This is a genomic window from Lentzea sp. NPDC051213, assembly GCF_044455585.1.
GTDB lineage: Bacteria > Actinomycetota > Actinomycetes > Mycobacteriales > Pseudonocardiaceae > Lentzea.
Genome location: NZ_JBITEX010000001.1, coordinates 1,064,136 through 1,082,527, shown reverse-complemented (window position 1 = coordinate 1,082,527; position 18,392 = coordinate 1,064,136). Strand labels below are relative to the sequence as shown.

Annotated in this window: 8 protein-coding genes; 4 read left to right on the top strand and 4 right to left on the bottom strand. The window is 71.1% G+C overall.

The genetic code is table 11. The features are described from left to right. Positions 1 to 120 precede the first annotated feature (120 nt). Positions 121 to 6,843 carry a type I polyketide synthase gene (locus ACIA8G_RS04705; protein ID WP_396416883.1) on the top strand — a complete coding sequence of 2,241 codons (6,723 nt, stop codon included), beginning with the start codon at positions 121 to 123 and terminating at the stop codon, positions 6,841 to 6,843. After that, positions 6,836 to 12,634, top strand: a complete 5,799-nt coding sequence (locus tag ACIA8G_RS04700) for an SDR family NAD(P)-dependent oxidoreductase (RefSeq protein WP_396416882.1) — start codon at positions 6,836 to 6,838, stop codon at positions 12,632 to 12,634. Before ACIA8G_RS04705 ends, ACIA8G_RS04700 begins: the two co-directional genes overlap by 8 nt. Here ACIA8G_RS04700 and ACIA8G_RS04695 read toward each other — a convergent pair. After that, the gene (locus ACIA8G_RS04695; RefSeq protein ID WP_396416881.1) at positions 12,631 to 12,948 is read right to left on the bottom strand and encodes a winged helix-turn-helix transcriptional regulator; all 318 of its coding nucleotides are present in this window, start codon (positions 12,946 to 12,948) and stop codon (positions 12,631 to 12,633) included. The two genes, ACIA8G_RS04700 and ACIA8G_RS04695, sit on opposite strands and share 4 nt — an antisense overlap. A 64-nt stretch (positions 12,949 to 13,012) precedes the next feature. Between ACIA8G_RS04695 and ACIA8G_RS04690 the strand changes: the two genes are divergently transcribed. Further along, positions 13,013 to 13,486 carry a group II truncated hemoglobin gene (locus ACIA8G_RS04690; RefSeq protein WP_396416880.1) on the top strand — a complete coding sequence of 158 codons (474 nt, stop codon included), beginning with the start codon at positions 13,013 to 13,015 and terminating at the stop codon, positions 13,484 to 13,486. 62 nt (positions 13,487 to 13,548) lie between these two features. On the opposite strand, the gene ACIA8G_RS04685 is transcribed toward ACIA8G_RS04690, so the two are convergent. Further along, a complete protein-coding gene (locus ACIA8G_RS04685; RefSeq protein WP_396416879.1) occupies positions 13,549 to 14,571 on the bottom strand; it encodes a hypothetical protein in 1,023 nt (340 codons plus the stop codon). A 241-nt stretch (positions 14,572 to 14,812) separates the two neighbouring features. Between ACIA8G_RS04685 and ACIA8G_RS04680 the strand changes: the two genes are divergently transcribed. Continuing rightward, entirely contained in the window at positions 14,813 to 16,201 is a 1,389-nt protein-coding gene (locus tag ACIA8G_RS04680) for an FAD-binding oxidoreductase (protein WP_396416878.1), read from the top strand. A 4-nt stretch (positions 16,202 to 16,205) separates the two neighbouring features. Here ACIA8G_RS04680 and ACIA8G_RS04675 read toward each other — a convergent pair whose 3' ends face one another. Continuing rightward, the gene (locus tag ACIA8G_RS04675; RefSeq protein WP_396416877.1) at positions 16,206 to 17,228 is read right to left on the bottom strand and encodes an LLM class flavin-dependent oxidoreductase; all 1,023 of its coding nucleotides are present in this window, start codon (positions 17,226 to 17,228) and stop codon (positions 16,206 to 16,208) included. A 99-nt stretch (positions 17,229 to 17,327) separates the two neighbouring features. Continuing rightward, the gene (locus ACIA8G_RS04670; protein WP_396416876.1) at positions 17,328 to 18,233 is read right to left on the bottom strand and encodes a S1 family peptidase; all 906 of its coding nucleotides are present in this window, start codon (positions 18,231 to 18,233) and stop codon (positions 17,328 to 17,330) included. Positions 18,234 to 18,392 lie beyond the last annotated feature (159 nt).

Here is an 18,392-nt window from a genome sequence, read left to right as displayed (position 1 = left end):
CACCAGGTACTTCCCTAGGTCTCCAACTCTGTTGGCGCGGCTACATTGAAAGCGCTCTCAAGCTGACCTCCACTGATGAAACATGAAAGCCTTTGAACGGCGATTGGAAAGGTTCTTTTCATGCGGTTCGGCAGCGGCACGAATCCCACTTCGATCGCACTGATCGGCCTGTCACGCGGCCCGCTGACCGCGCTTCCCGCCGAGGTCGCGCGACAGGCGCTGGAGAACGCCGGACTCACCCCCGAGTCGCTGGCCGGGGTGAACGCCGGCGTGGTCGCCACGGCGCAGGCCGATCTGATCGCGGCCGAGCTCGGCGTGCTCGGGCCCGCGGTGACGGCGGACGTCCAGCCCGTGGCCGTGCTGCACCTGGCGGCCCAGAGCCTTCACCTGGGTGAGTCCGAGCTCGTGCTCGCCGGGGTCGTGTCCGCCGACGAGTGTGCGTTCCTGGTGCTGAAACCGCTTACCGCCGCACTCGCGGACGACGACCCGTGCCACTGCGTGCTGGATGGCAGTGCGCTGGGCAAAGGACAGGTCGTAAAGGTGGCCTGCGAGCGCGCCGGAATCGGCCAGGACGAGATCCACGTCCAGCGCTCAGTCGACACGATGTCCACGCTGTTCGAGCTGCTCGCTCACGCGCCGGAACGTGCCGTGCTCAGCTCAGCCGACGGTGCGCTGGTCCTGTCCGGACCGCCCGCACGCCCGTCGCGTCCCGAGCGCCCCTCGGTACCGGTGCTGCCGCTGATGGTGTCGGCCGACAGCGCGGAAGGCTTGCGCGGCAAGGCCGAGACGCTGCGTGCCCACCTGAGCGGACCGGACGCTCAGGACCTGCTCGACGCCGCGCACACCCTGGCACTGGCCAGGTCGCATCAGCAGTACCGGGGCGTCGTCCTGTGCGAGGACCGGGCGGAACTCGCCGCGGGCCTCGCCGAACTGGCCGCCGGCCGGGGTGGCGCGACGCGGTCGGTGGCCGGGCGCAAGGTGGCGCTGATGTTCCCCGGTGAAGGTGGGCAACGGCCGGGCATGGGGCGCGAGCTGTACCCGCTGTTCGACGTGTTCGCCGACGCCCTCGACGAGGTGTGCGACCACCTGGACGCGGTGTCCACCTGGTCGGTGCGCGACCTGCTGCTGGGTGACGGCCGCTCCGACGTGGCACCCGCCGACGAGGTGCTGTACACCCAGGACGCGTTGTTCGCCTTGCAGGTGGCGCTGTTCCGGCAGTTCGAGCACTGGGGCGTGCGTCCCGACTTCGTGGTCGGCCACTCGGTGGGAGAGCTGGCTGCGGCCACGGCCGCCGGGGTCTACTCGCTGCCCGACGTGTGCGCGCTGCTGGCCGAACGGATCCGGTTGTTCCGGGAGCGCACACCGGTCGGCGGCGCGATGGTCGCGATGCGCGTCAACGAGGACGAGGCGCGGGAGTCCTTGGCCGGACTGGAGCACCTGGCCGCGATCTCCGCGGTCAACGCGCCCAACTCCGTGGTGATCTCCGGCGACCGCGACATCGTGCTGCGCGTGGCCGGGCTGTGGGCCGATCGCGGGCGCAAGATCAAGCAACTGCCGGTGGACAGGGCCTTCCACTCGCCGCACATGGCCGCGATGGCCGGAGACTTCGAACAGTTCGCGCGTGGCCTGACGGCACACCCGCCGCGCATCCCGATCGTCCCGGTGCACCCCGGGCTCGGCGCCGATCCCGGTGTCGTGTGCCTGCCTGAGTACTGGAGCGCCCAGGCACGTGGCACCGGGCACTTCCTCAACTGCGTCACCACTCTGGCCGCCGCCGGCGTGGACACCTTTGTGGACATGAGCGCCAACGGTGTGCTGGCGGCCCTGGTCGAGGAGACCCTGCCCGAAGCGGCCGCCGGGGACGTGCTCGTCACCGCCGCGCTGCGCGGCGGTGAGTCCGACCTGCGCTCGGTGCTGAACACCCTGGGGGAACTGCACGGGCACGGGGTGCCGGTCGCCTGGCCGGAGGTGTTCGCCGGGTGGGGTGGCCGCCGCGTGCACCTCCCGGCCGAGGTCGCCGAGCTCACCGAAACCGACTCCCGGATCACCGACCTGCCGCTGCTGATCCGGGCCGAGGCGGAGTCGCTGATCACCGGCGACTACCGGCCGGACAAGACTTTCCTCGAACTCGGGATGGGCTCGGTGGCGGCGGTGGAGCTCGTCAACCGGCTGCGCAGGCGGACCGGACTGAAGATCGCCACGACCGCGCTGTTCGACCACCCGACGCCGGCCCGGCTGGCCGCGCACCTCGACGGCAGCGCACCAACAGCACCGGCCGTTCTCCCCCGCCGGACCGGGTCGGACGAGCCGATCGCCATCGTCGCGATGAGCTGCCGCTTCCCCGGTGGTGTGCAGTCCCCCGAGGATCTCTGGAAGCTGATCGCCGACGGCCGCGACGTCGTCGTGCCGATGCCTGACGACCGCGGCTGGGACATCGACGCCCTGTACGACCCGCAGCGGCAACGGCCGGGCACCAGCTACGTGCGCGAGGGCGGGTTCCTGCACGGGGTGGCCGAGTTCGATCCCGCGTTCTTCGGCATCGGCGGCCGCGAGGCCCTGGAGATGGATCCGCAGCAGCGGTTGCTGCTCGAACTGTCCTGGGAGGCCTTCGAACGGGCGGGCATCGACCCGGCCACGTTGAGGGGCAGCGACACCGCCGTCTACGCGGGGCTGTCCCACGGCGACTACGGGCTGGGTCAGGTCGGCACCGCCGACCGGCCGGATCTGGGGATCGGAACCACGTCCAGCGTGGCTTCCGGCCGCATCTCGTTCACCTTCGGCCTGCAGGGCCCCAATCTGTCCATCGACACGGCGTGCTCGTCCTCCCTGGTCGGCGTGCACCTGGCCGTTGCGGCGCTGCGCCGGGGCGAGTGCTCGCTGGCGCTGGCCGGAGCGGTGACGGTGCTGGCGTCACCGATGTTGTTCGTGGAGTTCAGCAGGCAGGGCGGGCTGGCGCCGGATGCGCGGGCCAAACCGTTCGCCGAGGGCGCCGACGGCACCTCCTGGGCCGAGGGCGGCGGCATGTTCGTGCTGGAGCGGTACTCCGACGCGCGCCGCAACGGCCATCCGGTGCTCGCGCTGATCACCGGTTCCGCGGTCAACTCCGACGGCGCCAGCAACGGACTCACCGCGCCCAACGGCGCCGCCCAGCAGCGGCTGCTGTCCACCGCGCTCGCGGACGCGAGGCTCCAACCGTCCGATGTGGACGTCGTGGAGGCGCACGGCACCGGGACGAAACTGGGCGACCCGATCGAGGCCGGGGCGCTGGTGGCGGCCTACGGCGCGCACCGGCCACCGGATCGGCCACTTCTGGTCGGCTCGCTGAAGTCCAATCTGGGGCACACCCAGGCGGCCGCCGGGGCCGCCGGCGTGATCAAGATGGTGCTGGCCATGCGGCACGGCACGGTCCCGGCCACCATCAACGTCGACAAGCCCAGCTCGCACGTGGACTGGGACTCCGGGTTGCACCTGGTCACCGAATCAACCCCGTGGCCGGACCGGGGAACGGTCCGGCGAGCCGGCGTCTCCGCGTTCGGCATCGGCGGCACGAACGCCCACGTGATCCTGCAACAGCCCCCGGCCGAGCCGGACACCCCGGCGGCTCAGAGCGATCTCCCTCCACTGTGGACCGTGTCGGGCGGTTCGGAGGCCGCACTCCGCGCGCAGGCCGCCCGGCTGGTCGCGCACTGCGCCGCTCACCCCGAGTTCAGCGACCACGATCTGGGTTTCTCGTTGGCCACCACTCGTTCCGCGCTGGCACACCGGGCCGTGCTGACCGGAGGGCTCAGGCGCGCGCTGACCGCGTTGGCGGCCGGCCGGACCGATCCCGGTCTCACCACGGGCGCGGTGGCCGAGGGCGGCCTGGCCTTCCTGTTCGCCGGGCAGGGCAGTCAGCACGTGGGCATGGGTCGCCTGCTGCACGACCGGTATCCGGTGTTCGCCCAGGCCTTCGACGAGGTGTGCGAGGGGCTGGGGCTGTCGGTGCGGGCGGTCGTGTTCGGCACGGACCAGGAAGCCCTGGACCGGACGGAGTTCGCGCAGACCGGACTGTTCGCGTTCGAGGTCGCGCTGTTCCGTCTGTTCGAGAGCTGGGGTGTCCGGCCGGACCTCCTGCTGGGGCACTCCGTCGGCGAACTGGCCGCCGCGCACGTGGCCGGCGTGCTGTCACTGCCGGACGCGTGCCGGCTGGTCGCGGCGCGCGGCTCGCTGATGCAGTCGTTGCCACCGCTGGGTGCGATGTACGCGGTGGCCGCCTCGGCGGACGAGGTCGGCCTGCTGCCGCCAGGGGTCTCGCTGGCCGCGGTCAACGGCCCGCACTCGGTGGTGCTCTCGGGAACCGAGGACGCCGTTGCCGCGGTGGCCGAGGGCTTCCGCGCGCGAGGGCGCAAGACCACGCGTCTGCGGGTCAGCCACGCGTTCCACTCCGAGCTGATGGAGCCCATGCTCGACGAGTTCCGTTCCGTGGCACGGAGTCTCGACTACCGGCCGCCCCGGATCCCGATCGTGTCCGACCTGACCGGCCAGGTCGCCACAGACGAACAGCTGTGCTCCCCGGAGTACTGGGTCGACCACGTCCGCGGCACGGTCAGGTTCCTCGGCGGGGTGCGGACTCTGCACGACCGTGGCGTCAGCACGTTCCTGGAGCTGGGGCCGCGAACCACGCTGACCGAGATGGCCGCGGACTGCCTCAGCGAAGCCGTCGACGCGGCCGTGCTCCCCGGTCTGCGCGACGACGACGTGCTCGCCGCCGTGGCGGCGCTGCACGTACGGGGACACGGGCCAGACTGGTCGAAGTGGTACTCGGGCAGCGGGGCGCGGCGGGTCGATCTGCCCACCTACGCCTTCCAGCGCAAGCGGTTCTGGTTGATGCCGGAACAGGAATCCCGTTCCGCACAGCCGGATTCGGCGTTCTGGGAGGCCGTGGCGAGCGAGGACCTCCACCGCCTCGGCGAGCTGCTGGGCACCGACCTGAACGCCACCGAACTGCTGCCCGCGATGGCGCGGTGGTGGCGCGACCAAGACCAGAACACCGCGGTGGACCGGGTGCGGTACCGGATCAGCTGGCACCCCGTGGCCGACCAGGTCGCACGCAAGCGGAACTGGATCATCGTGCGCTCCGCGGGCCTGCCCGTGCCGCAAGCCATCCGCGCGGCACTTGGCCCCACGGTGCTGTGCGTCAGCGCCAACGCCGGCCGCGAGGAGATCTCAGAGGTGCTCCGGCCCTTCCTGTCCGACGACTCGGTCGACGGAGTCCTGTCCCTGCTGGCGCTGGACGAACGACCTCACCCGGAGGTGCCCGCCGGGCTCGCGCTCACCACGGCGCTCATCCAGGCCATGGGAGACATCGAACTCGACGTGCCGTTGTGGTGCGCGACCCAGACAGCGGTGTCCACCGGGCAGAGCGATCGCGTCGACTCGCCGGTGCAGGCCATGGTGTGGGGCCTCGGCCGGGTGGCGGCCCTGGAACACCCGCAGCGGTGGGGCGGACTGGTCGACCTGCCATCCACAGTGGACTCAGCCGTCGCCGAACGGCTGGCCGGAGTGCTCTCCACGAAGGAGGACCAGGTCGCCGTGCGCGCCTCGGGGGTGTTCGCCCGGCGGCTGCTGCCCGCACCCGCGAGCCCCAGTGAGAACCCGCGCGGCTGGCCGTTGCGCGGCACCACCCTCATCACGGGCGCGTTCGGAGCGCTGGGCCGGCACGTGGCCCGCTGGCTGGCCTCGGCAGGCGTGGAACGACTGCTGCTGACCGGAAGGAACGTCGACGACCCGGAGTTGCTCGCCGAACTGACCGCGCTCGGGGCCGAGGTCGACGCGGTCGCCTGCGATGTGAGCGACCGGCAGGCCGTGGCGGACCTGCTCGCCGCGATCCCGGCGGACCGCCCGTTGACGGGCATCGCGCACGCGGCGGGGGTGCTCGACGACGGCGTGATCGCGGCGCTGGACCCGCGGCGGCTGGCCCTGGCCCTGCACGCCAAGGCCGAGGGTGCCCGCAACCTCCACGAACTGACCAGCGGGCTCAAGGCTTTCGTGCTGTTCTCCTCCGCCACCGGCGCGGTGGGCAACGCCGGCCAGGCCAACTACGCCGCGGCCAACACGTACCTCGACGCATTGGCCGAGCAACGACGCGCCGACGGGCTCGCGGCCACTTCACTGGCCTGGGGACCGTGGGGTGCCGGCGGTATGGCCGTGGAAGGCGTGGAGGCACAGGCCATCGGCACCAGGTTGCGCCGCAACGGCATGACCGTGCTCGACCCCGGCCTGGGCATCGCCGCGCTGGCCACCGCCTTCGCGCGGGACGAGTCCGGTCTGGTGATCGCCGACGTGGACTGGGACCGGTTCCTGTCGGCGACCTCCACCACCAGTCCCCTCCTCTCGGAACTGCCACAAGCCCAGCGGCACCAGGACACCGAACCGCAGGCCGAGCCGTCCGCGCTCAGGGCGGAGCTGACCGCGCTGTCGCAGGCCGAACGTGTCCGGGCACTGCGCGAGCTGGTGTGCCGGCAGACCGCCCTGATCCTCGGGCACGAGTCGGCGGCACAGGTTCAGCCCGGCAAACCCTTCCACGAACAGGGACTCAGCTCGCTGGGTGTGGTGGAACTGCGCAACCAGCTGAGCGCGGGAACCGGGCTGCGGGTCTCGGCCGGCGCCCTGTTCGACCACCCGACGCCCACCGCGCTCGCCAGGTACCTGGACGCCGAACTCGCCCCGGCCGGACCCGAACCTCTCGCCAGCACCGTGGGTCTGGACACCGAACCCCTCGCCGATGCCGTGGACCTCGACGACGTCCTCGCCCAGGCCGAACGGGAAATCTTCCTGGCAGCGGAGGACCTCCTCAATGGCTGACAACAGCAAGACACTCGAGACACTGCATCGCCTGACCACGACGCTGCGGGACACCAGGCAACGCCTGCGCGAGGTCGAGGCCGGTACCCGCGAACCGATCGCCATCGTCGGGATGGGCTGCCGGTTCGGTGGCGGGACCGGTGACCCGGACGCGCTGTGGCGGCTGGTCGCCGAGGGTCGCGACGTCATCACCCCGTACCCCGCCGACCGCGGCTGGCCGCGCGGGCTCACCGCGGCCGGCGGGTTCCTGTCCGACCCCGCCTGGTTCGACGCCGGCTTCTTCGGCATCGGTCCCCGCGAGGCCGTGGCCATGGACCCGCAGCAGCGGGTGATGCTGGAGGTCTCCTGGGAGGCGTTGGAGCGGGCCGGCATCGACCCGGCGGGTCTGCGCGGCTCCCGCACCGGGGTGTTCACCGGGACCAGCGATCAGGACTACCGCTGGCTGCTGAACTTCGACGAGCACGCCGACCACCTGGCGACCGCCACCGCGGCGAGCGTGCTGTCCGGCCGGGTCGCCTACCTGCTCGGGCTGGAAGGCCCATCGGTCTCCATCGACACCGCGTGCTCCTCGTCGTTGGTGGCGCTGCACTTGGCGGTGCGGTCACTGCGCGCGGGTGAGTGCGACCTCGCGCTGGCAGGCGGAGTGACGGTGATGTCCACGCACGGTCTGTTCAGTGCCTTCCAGCACCAGAACGCGCTCGCGGCGGACGGCCGGTGCAAGGCGTTCGCCGAGGCCGCCGACGGGATCAGCTGGGGTGAGGGTGCCGGGGTCGTGGTGGTGGAGCGGCTCAGCGACGCGGTCGCGCACGGCCACCCGGTGCTGGCGATCGTGCGGGGCAGCGCGGTCAACTCCGACGGCGCCTCCAACGGGCTGAGCGCACCGAACGGGCTCGCCCAGCAACGGGTGATCAGGGATGCGCTGGCCAACGCGGGACTGCGCGGCCAGGACGTGGACGCCGTCGAGGCGCACGGCACCGGCACCACGCTCGGCGACCCGATCGAGGCATCGGCGCTGCAGACCGTGTACGGCCGCGACCGGGACACCCCGCTCGCGCTCGGTTCGATCAAGTCCAACATCGGGCACACCCAGGCCGCCGCCGGTGTCGCCGGGGTGCTGAAGGTCGTGCTCGCGCTGCACAACCGGATCCTGCCCAAGACGCTGCACGTGGATCGCCCGACGTCCCAGGTCGACTGGAACGGCGGCGGGGTCGACCTGCTCACCGAACCTCATCCGTGGCCCGAGGTCGACGGACGCCCCCGGCGCGCCGGGGTGTCCTCCTTCGGCATCAGCGGCACCAACGCCCACGTGATCATCGAGGAGGCTCCGCAGCTCGCGGCGGCCGAGGCTGCCACCGCGGAACAATTGCCGTGGGTGCTCTCAGCACGCACCGAATCCGCTTTGCGGGCAAGGGCAGGACAACTTCTGTCGCATGTAGACGGTCGAGACCCGGCGGCCGTGGCGCACGCGCTGATCACCTCACGCAGCACGTTCGAGCGGCGCGCCGTGGTGCTCGACGCCGATCCACGGCCGGCGTTGGCCGCGCTGAACCGGGGCACCACCGCGCCGGGCCTCGTGACGGGCACGGCCGATCTGACCGGCAAGGTCGTGTTCGTCTTCCCCGGCCAAGGCGGTCAATGGGCTGGGATGGCCGGTGACCTGCTGGAGAGCTCGCCGGTGTTCCGGGAGCACGTCGAACGCTGCGCTCGCGCCCTCGCACCGCACGTCGACTGGGATCTGCTCGCGGTGCTGCGGCAGCAGCCGGACGCACCATCGCTCGATCGAGTCGACGTGGTGCAGCCCGCGTTGTTCGCGGTGATGGTCTCGCTGGCCGCGCTCTGGCGGGCCAGCGGCATCGAACCGGACGCCGTCGTGGGGCACAGCCAGGGCGAGATCGCCGCCGCCTGCGTCGCGGGCGCGCTGTCGCTGGAGGACGCCGCGCTGGTGGTGGCCCTGCGCGCCAAGGCGTTGACCACGTTGTCCGGTCGCGGCGGGATGGCCTCGGTCGAGCTGTCCGCCGACCAGCTGCGGCCCCGACTGACCGAACGACTGGCCATCGCCACGGTCAACGGGCCGGAGTCGTCGGTGGTCGCGGGGGACGTCGACGCGCTCGACCACCTGCTGGCGGAGCTGGCCGGATCAGGCGTCCAGGTGCGACGGCTGGCGGTGGACTACGCCTCCCACTCCCCCCAGGTCGAGTCGGTCCGCGACCGGATCCTCGCCGAGCTGGCCCCGATCCGGCCCATGGCCACCAAGATCCCGTTCCACTCCGCGGTGACCGCGACCGTGCTCGCCGGAACGGAGCTGGACGCCGAGTACTGGTACCGCAATCTGCGGATGCCGGTGCGGTTCGACGAGACCGTGGCCGGGCTCGCGGCGGCCGAGTACTCCTTCTTCGTGGAGGTCAGCCCGCACCCCGTGCTCGTCCACTCGGTGCTGGGGACCGTCGGCGACCAGGCCGTGGTCACCGGGACACTGCGCCGGGGTGAGAGCGGCCGTGGCACGTTCCTCGCCGCGCTCGCCGAACTCCACGTGCGCGGCCAGTGTCCGAAGTGGACCGCCTGGGCGGGTCCGGACGCGCCGGGGTTCACCGAGCTGCCGACCTATCCCTTCGAACGCAAGAGGTTCTGGCCGACCGCTCAGCAGACCCGCACCAGCGGGCACCCCGTCCTCGACGCGCCGGTCGAACTGGCTGACAGCGACGAACTGGTGCTGACCGGGCGTCTGTCGGTGACGTCGTTGCCGTGGCTGGCCGATCACCGGGTGCTGGACGAGGTGATCCTGCCCGGCACGGCGTGGCTGGAGCTCGCTTTGCGTGCCGGAATGGCCGCGAACTGCCCGGTGGTCGAGGAGCTCACCCTGGAACGGCCGCTGGTGGTGCCGGACGACGCGGCGGCCACCGTCCAGCTGCGCGTGGGCGAACCGGATGGCACCGGTCGGCGCAGCCTGCACCTGCACGCCAAGGTGGACGGCGCGAACTGGGTGCGCCACGGCGGCGGGATGCTGAGCCCAGAACAGATCCAGCCTGAGCCGATCGGCCAGTGGCCACCCGCGGGCGCGGAACCGGTTGCGCATCAAGGTCTCTACTCCGCACTGGTCGAGCGCGGGCTGCGCTACGGCCCCACGTTCCAGGGGTTGCGTGCGGTGTGGCGGCGCGGCGATGAGGTCTTCGCCGAGGTGGCGTGCCCGGTGAATACGCGCGGTTTCGTGGTACACCCGGCCTTGTTGGACTCTGCCCTGCACGCCATCGGGTTCGGTGGGCCCACAGCGACGACCGGACCGGTGCTGCCGTTCGTCTGGACCGGGGTGACCGCGCACGCAACGGAACCCGAGGTGCTGCGAGTACGACTCCAGGGCTCGGTGGACTCCGTCCGGCTCACTGTGACCGATGGAGCGGACGCGCCGGTGCTCTCAGTGGAGTCACTGGTGCTGCGACCGGCCGCCGCGCGCAGTGACGCCCCACGGGACACCCTGTTCCGCAGCAAGTGGGTCGAGGTGCGAGCTACAAGTACCGCCTCGGAAGTCGTTGCGGCCGTGGGGATCGAGACCGGCCAGTTCCCGACCTGCTCGGACCTGGACGCACTGGAGACCGCGGTCGCGGCCGGTCTGCCGGTGCCGGGTGCGGTGCTCATCGCCGGTTCCATTGGTTCGGTTCTCGAGTCGGCACACCGCGCGCTGGCGCTGGTCAAGTGGTGGATCAGCCGCCCGCAGTTCGCCGCGTCCAGGCTGGTGTTCCTCACCTCGGGCGCGGTGGCGGCGGAGACCGGCGACGAGGTCGGCGACCTGGCAGGGGCGGGCGTCCACGGACTGGTGCGTTCCGCCCAGGCTGAGGAACCCGGCCGGTTCGTGCTGCTGGACGCCGAGGAGATCACCCCGTTGACGATCGCCGCCGCACTGGCCGCAGACGAGCCCGAGCTCGCCCTGCGCGGCGGCCGGTTGCTGGCACGCCGCCTGGTGCGAGTCGTCCCACCGGTCCCGACTCGCTGGGCCGAGGCTGAGGACGTCGTGCTGATCACCGGCGGCACCGGCACGCTCGGCGGGTTGCTGGCCCGCCATCTGGTTACAGCGCACGGGGTGCGACGGCTCGTGCTGCTCAGCCGCACCGGCCGCGCGCCGGAGCTGGCGGCCGACCTCGCCGAGCTGGGTGCCACCGCCACCGTTCTCGCCTGCGACGTGGCGGACCGGACGCAGATGGCCGAGGTGCTCGCGGACCACCGGCCGACGATCGTGGTGCACGCGGCCGGGGCACTGGACGACGGCGTGGTGATGACCATGACCGGGGACCGCCTGGACGCGGTGATGCGGCCGAAGGTGCAGGGAGCCATCACCCTGCACGAGTTGACGAAGGACCTGCCGCTCAAGGCTTTCGTGCTGTTCTCCTCGGCCGCCGCCACCGCGGGCAGCGCGGGCCAGTCGAACTACGCCGCCGCCAACGCCGTGCTCGACGCGCTGGCTCACCACCGCCGGGGCCTCGGCCTTCCCGCGATCTCACTGGCCTGGGGCCTGTGGGCGGAACGCAGCGACATGACCCGCCACCTGAGGTCGTCGCCCGACACACTGTCCACAAAGGAGGCGCTGGCGCTATTCGATCACGCCGTCTCCCTCCCCGACCCAGTGCTGGTGCCCGCCCGGTTCCCCCTGGACCGCGGCCAGGACCGGCCCCTGCTGCGCGAGCTGGTGGACCGGCCGGCCACCTCGGACTGCCTGCGCCCGCTCCTCGACGAGCTCAGCGGGCCGGACCGCGAGCGGGCACTGGTCGACCTGGTGCTGGACAAGGTCGCGGTGGCTCTCGGCCACGCCGGCACCGCCGAGCTGAGCCAGCACGCCGGGTTCCTGGAGATGGGGGTGGACTCGCTGGCCGCGGTCCGCATCCGCAACCACCTCGCGCAGGCGCTGGAACTGCGGCTGCCGGCGACCGTCACCTTCGGCCACCCGACCCCGGCGCTGCTGGCGAGGCACCTGGCAGACCTCCTGATCAGGGGCGAGGACCAGGTGGACCCCGACGAACGCCGGGAAGACTTCCACCAGCAGTTCCTCCGCACCAGGGCCTCGGACTGGGAGAAGACCCGCACCTTCTTCACCTCGGTGGAGGAGCTGCCGCATCCGCCTCGAGCGGTCCGGCTGGCTGACGGCCCCGGCCGACCGGTGCTCGTGTGCGTCCCAGCGGTGATGGGCATGTCCGATCCGGTGCAGTACGCGCGCCTGGCCAGGCCGTTTCAGGGCACACGGGACGTCTGGTCGCTGCGCAATCCGGGATTCCGCAGCGACGAGGCGCTGCCCAGAACTCGAAAACTGCTGCTGGAGACCCTCAGCGCCGGCCTCCACGCCGCACTGGGCGACCAGCCCTTCGTGCTGACCGGGTTGTCCTCAGGCGGCCTGGTCGCCTACCTGCTCGCGCAACACCTGCACGAGCTGGGCACACCGCCCGCCGGGGTGGCGGTGCTCGACAGCTACGTCCCGAGCGAGTACGAGCGGCTGGCCCGCCTGCTGCCCGGTCTCAGCGAGGAGATGCACCACCGGATGGACGACCCGGACTTCGCGCTGCCCAGCAACGACGGTTCCATCACCGCCACCCTGCACTACCAGAGCTACGACTGGACACCGGCCCCGCTGCCCGTCCCGGTGCTGTTCGTGCGCGCGGCCGACCCGCTGGAGGAATGGCCCTCGGACTGGGAACCGATCTGGCCCTTCGAGCACACGGGAGTCGTCACCCGAGGCAACCACTTCACGATGCTGGAGGAACACGCCCCGCACACCGCGGCGCTGATCGACGACTGGATGCGGGGAATCTAGGCCGGCGCGATGACCGCACCCGTGCGAGCAGCCCGCTGAACACCCCAGTCGTAGAGAGCCTGGAGAGCGGGTCCCAGGCTCCGGCCCTCCTCGGTGAGCGAGTACTCGACGTGCGGAGGCACCTCGACCCGTGCCACGAGCCCCGCGTCCTGCAGTTCGCGGAGCCGCTGCACGAACATCTTCTCGCTGATGCCGGTCACCTTGCGGCGCAGTTCGCCGTAGTGGTGCGGGCGTTCCTTGAGGTGAGCCAGGATGACCGCGCGCCACTTGCCGCCGATGACGTCGAGAGCCAGCTCGACAGGACAGTGGTACACCGGGCACTCCTCACCAAAAAGTGCGTACTTGCCGGACCTTCCGCTTGATGCTGAAGTCGGCATCGTGATCAACGACCAGGCAACACCTTCTCTTTATACGTGGGCCGGTGGCGCGGAAGCGTTGCTGCGGCTGACCGAGGCGTTCTACCGGCGGGTCGCCGACGACGCGGTGCTCGCGCCGGTGTTCGCCGGGATGGACCCCGGTCATGCCCGCTACGTGGCGCTGTGGCTGGGCGAGGTGTTCGGCGGACCTGCCGCCTACACCGCCGAGCGGGGCGGCTACGAGTTCATGCTGTCCAAACACCTCGGCCGGGCCATCACCGAGGAGCAGCGCCGTCGCTGGCTGAACCTGATCATGGATGCGGCGGACGAGGTGGCGCTGCCGGACGATCCCGAGTTCCGTGCCGCGTTCGTGTCCTATCTGGAGTGGGGCACCCGGCTGGCGGTGCAGAACTCCGCACGGGACGCCACGCCCTATCACGGGGCGCCCGTGCCGAAGTGGGGCTGGGGTGAGGCGCCGCCCTACATCAAGCAATGACGGCTACCTGTGCAGCGGCCGGCGGTCCGGGTTGGACAACTGAAACGAGAAGGGGCAGCCGGTCAGCTCTCGTCCCACCGGGCGGCGCTGCGCCGGCAGCCACCACCGATCGAGCCGTTGTCGTTGATCGCGCGGGCCGCGATGCACTTGGTGATCGTGCCGGTGCCGGGCAGCAGTTCGGCGGCGGCCTGCGGCTGCCAGCGCACCGCGTAATACGCGCCACCGGGCGTGGCCGTCGACTCGCCGACTGCCACGCCGGCGTCGTTCACCGAGGTGGCCAACGAGAAGAGGCCGCCGACCGTGCCGAGGTCGGTGGCGACGAGGGGGCCGCTGAGTGTCCACATCACGGCGTGCTGGTGGCCGCCGGCGGTCTCGGACGAGCCGACGACGATGGTGCCCGCGTCGTTGATGGCCCTGGCGGAGCTGTTCCCTCCGCCCGGCAGCGGCGGGAGCTCGATGACGGTGCCGTCGAGCTGCCACATCGTCGCGTGGGTGCGGTCGAAGGTGTTGAGCTTGTCGGAGGCGCCGACGATGGTGCCGCCGGCGCTGATGTCCGACGCCCAGGACTGGTCGTGGCCGGCCAGGTGGCTCAGTGCCGTGACGGTGCCGTCGGCGCTCCAGCGCAGGGCGGTGCTCAGGCCGGAGGACTGTTCCGTTCCGGAGCCCACGATCACGCCGTTGTCGTTGATCGCGCTCGCGGTGGTGCCGCGGTGCAGGCCGGGGAAGTCCGGCAACGCGCTGATCTGGCCGGCCGCGTCCCACTTCACGCCGGCCATGCCGTTGGCCTCGCCGAGCGACGTGCCGACCGTGACGCCGGCGTTGTTCACGGCGTGTGCGATGCCGGAGAAGTCGCCGGGCAGTTTGCCGAGACTGGTGACCGTGCCGTCAGCGGCCCAGCGCACGGCGTCACGCGAGGTCTCCGAGTGGCCGACGACCACCCCGGCGTCGTTGATGCCCTTCACGTGGTCCCAGGTGGAGCCGGGTGCGACCGGCAGCAACGTGGTGGCGGTCGCGGCGTGTGCCGGGGCGACGCAGCCGAGCACGACGAGCGCGGCGAGCCCTCCGGCCAGCACGGGTCTGGACATGCGGTTTCCCCCTTGGTCGAAGCGATCAGCGAGTTTCTACCCGATGAAGTGGTTCGTCAGGAGCAGATCTCGCAAGAACCCGGCCTCTGGCCGTGGCGGGGTGCTCACGGTCCGTGACACCACGCACGAGGAGTTCCTCTGGGCGGTCCAAAAGGGCCGGATGGGGCAACACCGGCGTCCCTGGGCCCTACACCAGTGGGTGAGAGCGGTCCGCTCCTCTCCTCACCGCCGGGAGGCCCAGATGTCCATCGACTCCGATCTCGCCACGCTGCGCACCGGGTTCACCGGAACCGTCAGCACACCGGACGACATCGACTACGACGACGCAAGATCACTGTGGAACGGCATGATCGACCGCCGCCCGCGGCTCATCACCCGCTGCGAGTCGGCGGCGGACGTCGCGGCGGCCGTGCGGTTCGGGGTCGACAGCGGCCTCGAACTCGCGATCAGGGGCGGTGGGCACAGTTTCAGCGGCGCGTCCTGTGTGGACGACGGACTGATGATCGACCTCAGCCGGATGAACTCGGTCGTCGTGGACCCGATCGCGAGGACGGCCACCTGCGGGCCCGGCTGCACGCTGGCCGACGTCGATGCCGCCACCCAGGAACACGGGCTCGCCGTCCCCGGCGGGACGATCAGTCACACCGGGATCGCGGGGCTCACGCTCGGCGGCGGCTTCGGCTGGCTGACCAACGGGCACGGGCTGACGCTCGACAACCTCGTCGGCGCGGACGTGGTGCTGGCCGACGGACGGCTGATGCGCGCTTCCGCGCAGGAGAACCAGGACCTGTTCTGGGCGATTCGTGGCGGTGGCGGCAACTTCGGTGTCGTCACGTCGTTCGAGTACCGCCTGCACGAGGTCGGGCCGATGGTCAACCTCGGGATGTTCTTCTGGGATCTCGACCACGGCGGCGACATGCTGCGGCTGGCCAGGGAGATCGCGCCCGCGTTGCCGCGGTCGGCAGGTGCGCTCATCGCCGCGCTCAACGCGCCGCCCGCGCCGTTCGTGCCGGAGCAGCACCACTTCGCGCCCGGCTACACGTTCATCATCGCGGGGTTCGGCAGTCAGGAGGAACACGAGCGGCTGGTCGCTCCGCTGCGGGATGCCGGGCCGCTGTTCGAATTCGTCACGCCGATGCCGTACGTGGCGTTGCAGTCCATGCTCGACGACGGTGCGCCGTGGGGATCCCACGCCTACGAGAAGGCGTTGAACGTGGACGACCTCACCGACGACGTCATCTCGGTGATCACCGAGCACGTTCCGCTGAAGAACTCGCCGATGTCGCTCATGCCGATGTTCCACCTGGGCGGCGGGTACACCGATCCCGGTGAGGACGACACGGCGTTCGGTGGCCGCCGCACCCCGATGTACGTCCTCAACATGGCCGCCGTCGCACCCACACCCGACCTGCTGGAGCTGGACCGGGCGTGGGCGCGCGGGTTCTACGACGCGCTGCGGCCGTGCGCGGGCGACACCGGCGTCTACGTCAACTTCATGAACGAGTACGAGGAGGACCGCGTGCGCGCCGCGTACGGCCCCGCCAAGTACGACCGGCTAGCCCGGATCAAGGCGGCGTACGACCCCGGCAACGTCTTCCACCGCAACATGAACATCACACCGACCCGGTAGCGCGTCAGCGCCAGCCGAGCGCCGGCGCGACGTGCACGAGGATGTTCTCGACGACGTGCGCGCTGTAGTCGGCGCCGAGCTGGTTGGGCACGGTCAGCAACAACGTGTCGGCTTCGGCGATCGCCTCGTCCTCAGCGAGCTGCTTGATCAGCACCTCGGGCTCGGCGGCGTACGAGCGCCCGAAGATCGCCTTGTTCGGCCCGTCGATGAACCCGACCTGATCGGAGCTCTCGCCGTCACCACCGAAGTACATGTCGTCCAGATCGGTCGTGATCGCGAAGATGCTGCGCGACACCGAAACGCGCGGTTCGCGCTGCCAGCCGGCCTCGGTCCAGGCCTTGCGGAACGCCCGGATCTGCTCGGCCTGCTGAACGTGGAACGGCGCCCCGCCCTCGTCGTACTTCAGGGTCGAGCTCATCAGGTTCATGCCCTGCTCCGCCGCCCACGCGGCGGTGCCGTTGGAACCCGCGCCCCACCAGATCCGTTCGCGCAGACCCGGCGCGTGCGGCTCGAGGCGCAGCAGGCCGGGCGGGTTCGGGAACATCGGCCGCGGGTTGGGCCGCGCGAAGCCCTCGCCCTCCAGCACCTTCAGGAACACCCCGGTGTGCCTGCGGGCCATGTCGGCCTCGGTCTCGCCCTCGGCGGGCTGGTAGCCGAAGTGCCGCCACCCGTCGACGACCTGCTCCGGCGATCCCCGCGAGATGCCGAGCTGCAGCCTCCCGCCGGCGATGAGGTCGGCGGCCCCGGCGTCCTCGACCATGTACATCGGGTTCTCGTACCGCATGTCGATCACACCGGTGCCGATCTCGATGCGCTCGGTCTTGGCACCGATCGCCGCAAGCAACGGGAACGGCGACGAGAGCTGCCTGGCGAAGTGGTGCACCCGGAAGTAGGCGCCGTCCGCGCCCAGCTCCTCCGCCGCCACCGCCAGGTCGATTGACTGCAGCAGGGTGTCCGACGCCGACCTCGTCTGCGAGTGCGGGCTGTCCGACCAGTGCCCGAACGACAGAAAACCGATCTTCTTCACACTCGGGAGAACGCGATCGCGCCCACCGGCATTCCTGCTCGACGCCGTCCACAGCGGACGCTCACGTGCCCGCTGCGGACGGCTGCTCGGTCAGTTGCCTCAGTTGCCTATGCGTGCGCCGACCGCGGCCAGCGCCTTGGTGACCGGCTGGAAGAACGTCACACCGCCCGACCGGCAGTCGCCGCTGCCGCCCGAGGTCAGGCCGATCGCGTCACCGTTGCGGGCGAACATCGGGCCACCGCTGTCCCCGCCTTCCGCGCACACGCTGGTCTGGATCAGGCCCGTGACGGCGCCTTCCGGGTAGTTGACCGTGGCGTTGAGGCCGGTGACGCGGCCGGAGCGCAGGCCGGTCGTGCTGCCCATGCGCTGCACCTGCCTGCCCACCTGGGCCTCCGCGGCGCGGCGGATCTGGACGGTCCTGCCGTTGCCGGTGTCGACCTCACTGGGGGCGTTGGCGTTGCGGTTGTTGTAGGTGAGCAGGGCGAAGTCGCCGTTGCCGGGGAACGTCGACTCGGCGACGGTGGCGGCTGGACGTCCGTTGGCGGCGAGGGAGAACTGGCGTCCCGCGGCCGTGCAGTGGCCCGCGGTGAGGATGGCGGGTCGATTGTCGTCCGTGACCACGTTGAATCCCAGCGAGCAACGGCTCCCACCAGCGAAGATGGCGTCGCCGCCCTCGGCGAACAGGCGGAAGGTGCCTGCGGTGCGGCGCAGGGTCGCGCCGTCGCCCATGGCCTGCACGGTGGACACGAGGTTGTCCCATCGCGCCCCGGTGACGGTGCTGTCGGCGGTGACGATGACCTTGTTCGAGGTCGGGTCCACTGCCCACGCGGTGCCGGTGGTGGCGGCCTTCTGACGCAACATGGCGGTGGCCTGCTCAGGGCTCAGCCGCTCGTCCGGTGCGGCCTGGCTCGCCGTGAAGGTCGTGGCGGTGATCGTCACCGCCAGCAGGCCGATGGCGGCGGCGATGGCCTTGGCCCGGCGGTTGTCGTCGTGGTGTTTGCCCATGTGTGCCCTCTCGTGAGGCGGCGACAGCGTGAACGGCGGATCACTCTCTGTGCTTCTGTCTGGGGTTACGTACGGCGCCACCGTTCGGTTTAGGCCAAGCTCCACCCGTTCGCCCAGCGCGTGATCCAGAACACAAGGGCAACCAAAACGGTGCCCAAT

Bases quoted from the DNA above. Each gene is read 5' to 3' on its own strand.
- ACIA8G_RS04670 (WP_396416876.1), bottom strand. From the start codon at position 18,233: ATGGGCAAACACCACGACGACAACCGCCGGGCCAAGGCCATCGCCGCC.
- ACIA8G_RS04700 (WP_396416882.1), top strand. From the start codon at position 6,836: ATGGCTGACAACAGCAAGACACTCGAGACACTGCATCGCCTGACCACG.
- ACIA8G_RS04685 (WP_396416879.1), bottom strand. From the start codon at position 14,571: ATGTCCAGACCCGTGCTGGCCGGAGGGCTCGCCGCGCTCGTCGTGCTC.
- ACIA8G_RS04705 (WP_396416883.1), top strand. From the start codon at position 121: ATGCGGTTCGGCAGCGGCACGAATCCCACTTCGATCGCACTGATCGGC.
- ACIA8G_RS04680 (WP_396416878.1), top strand. From the start codon at position 14,813: ATGTCCATCGACTCCGATCTCGCCACGCTGCGCACCGGGTTCACCGGA.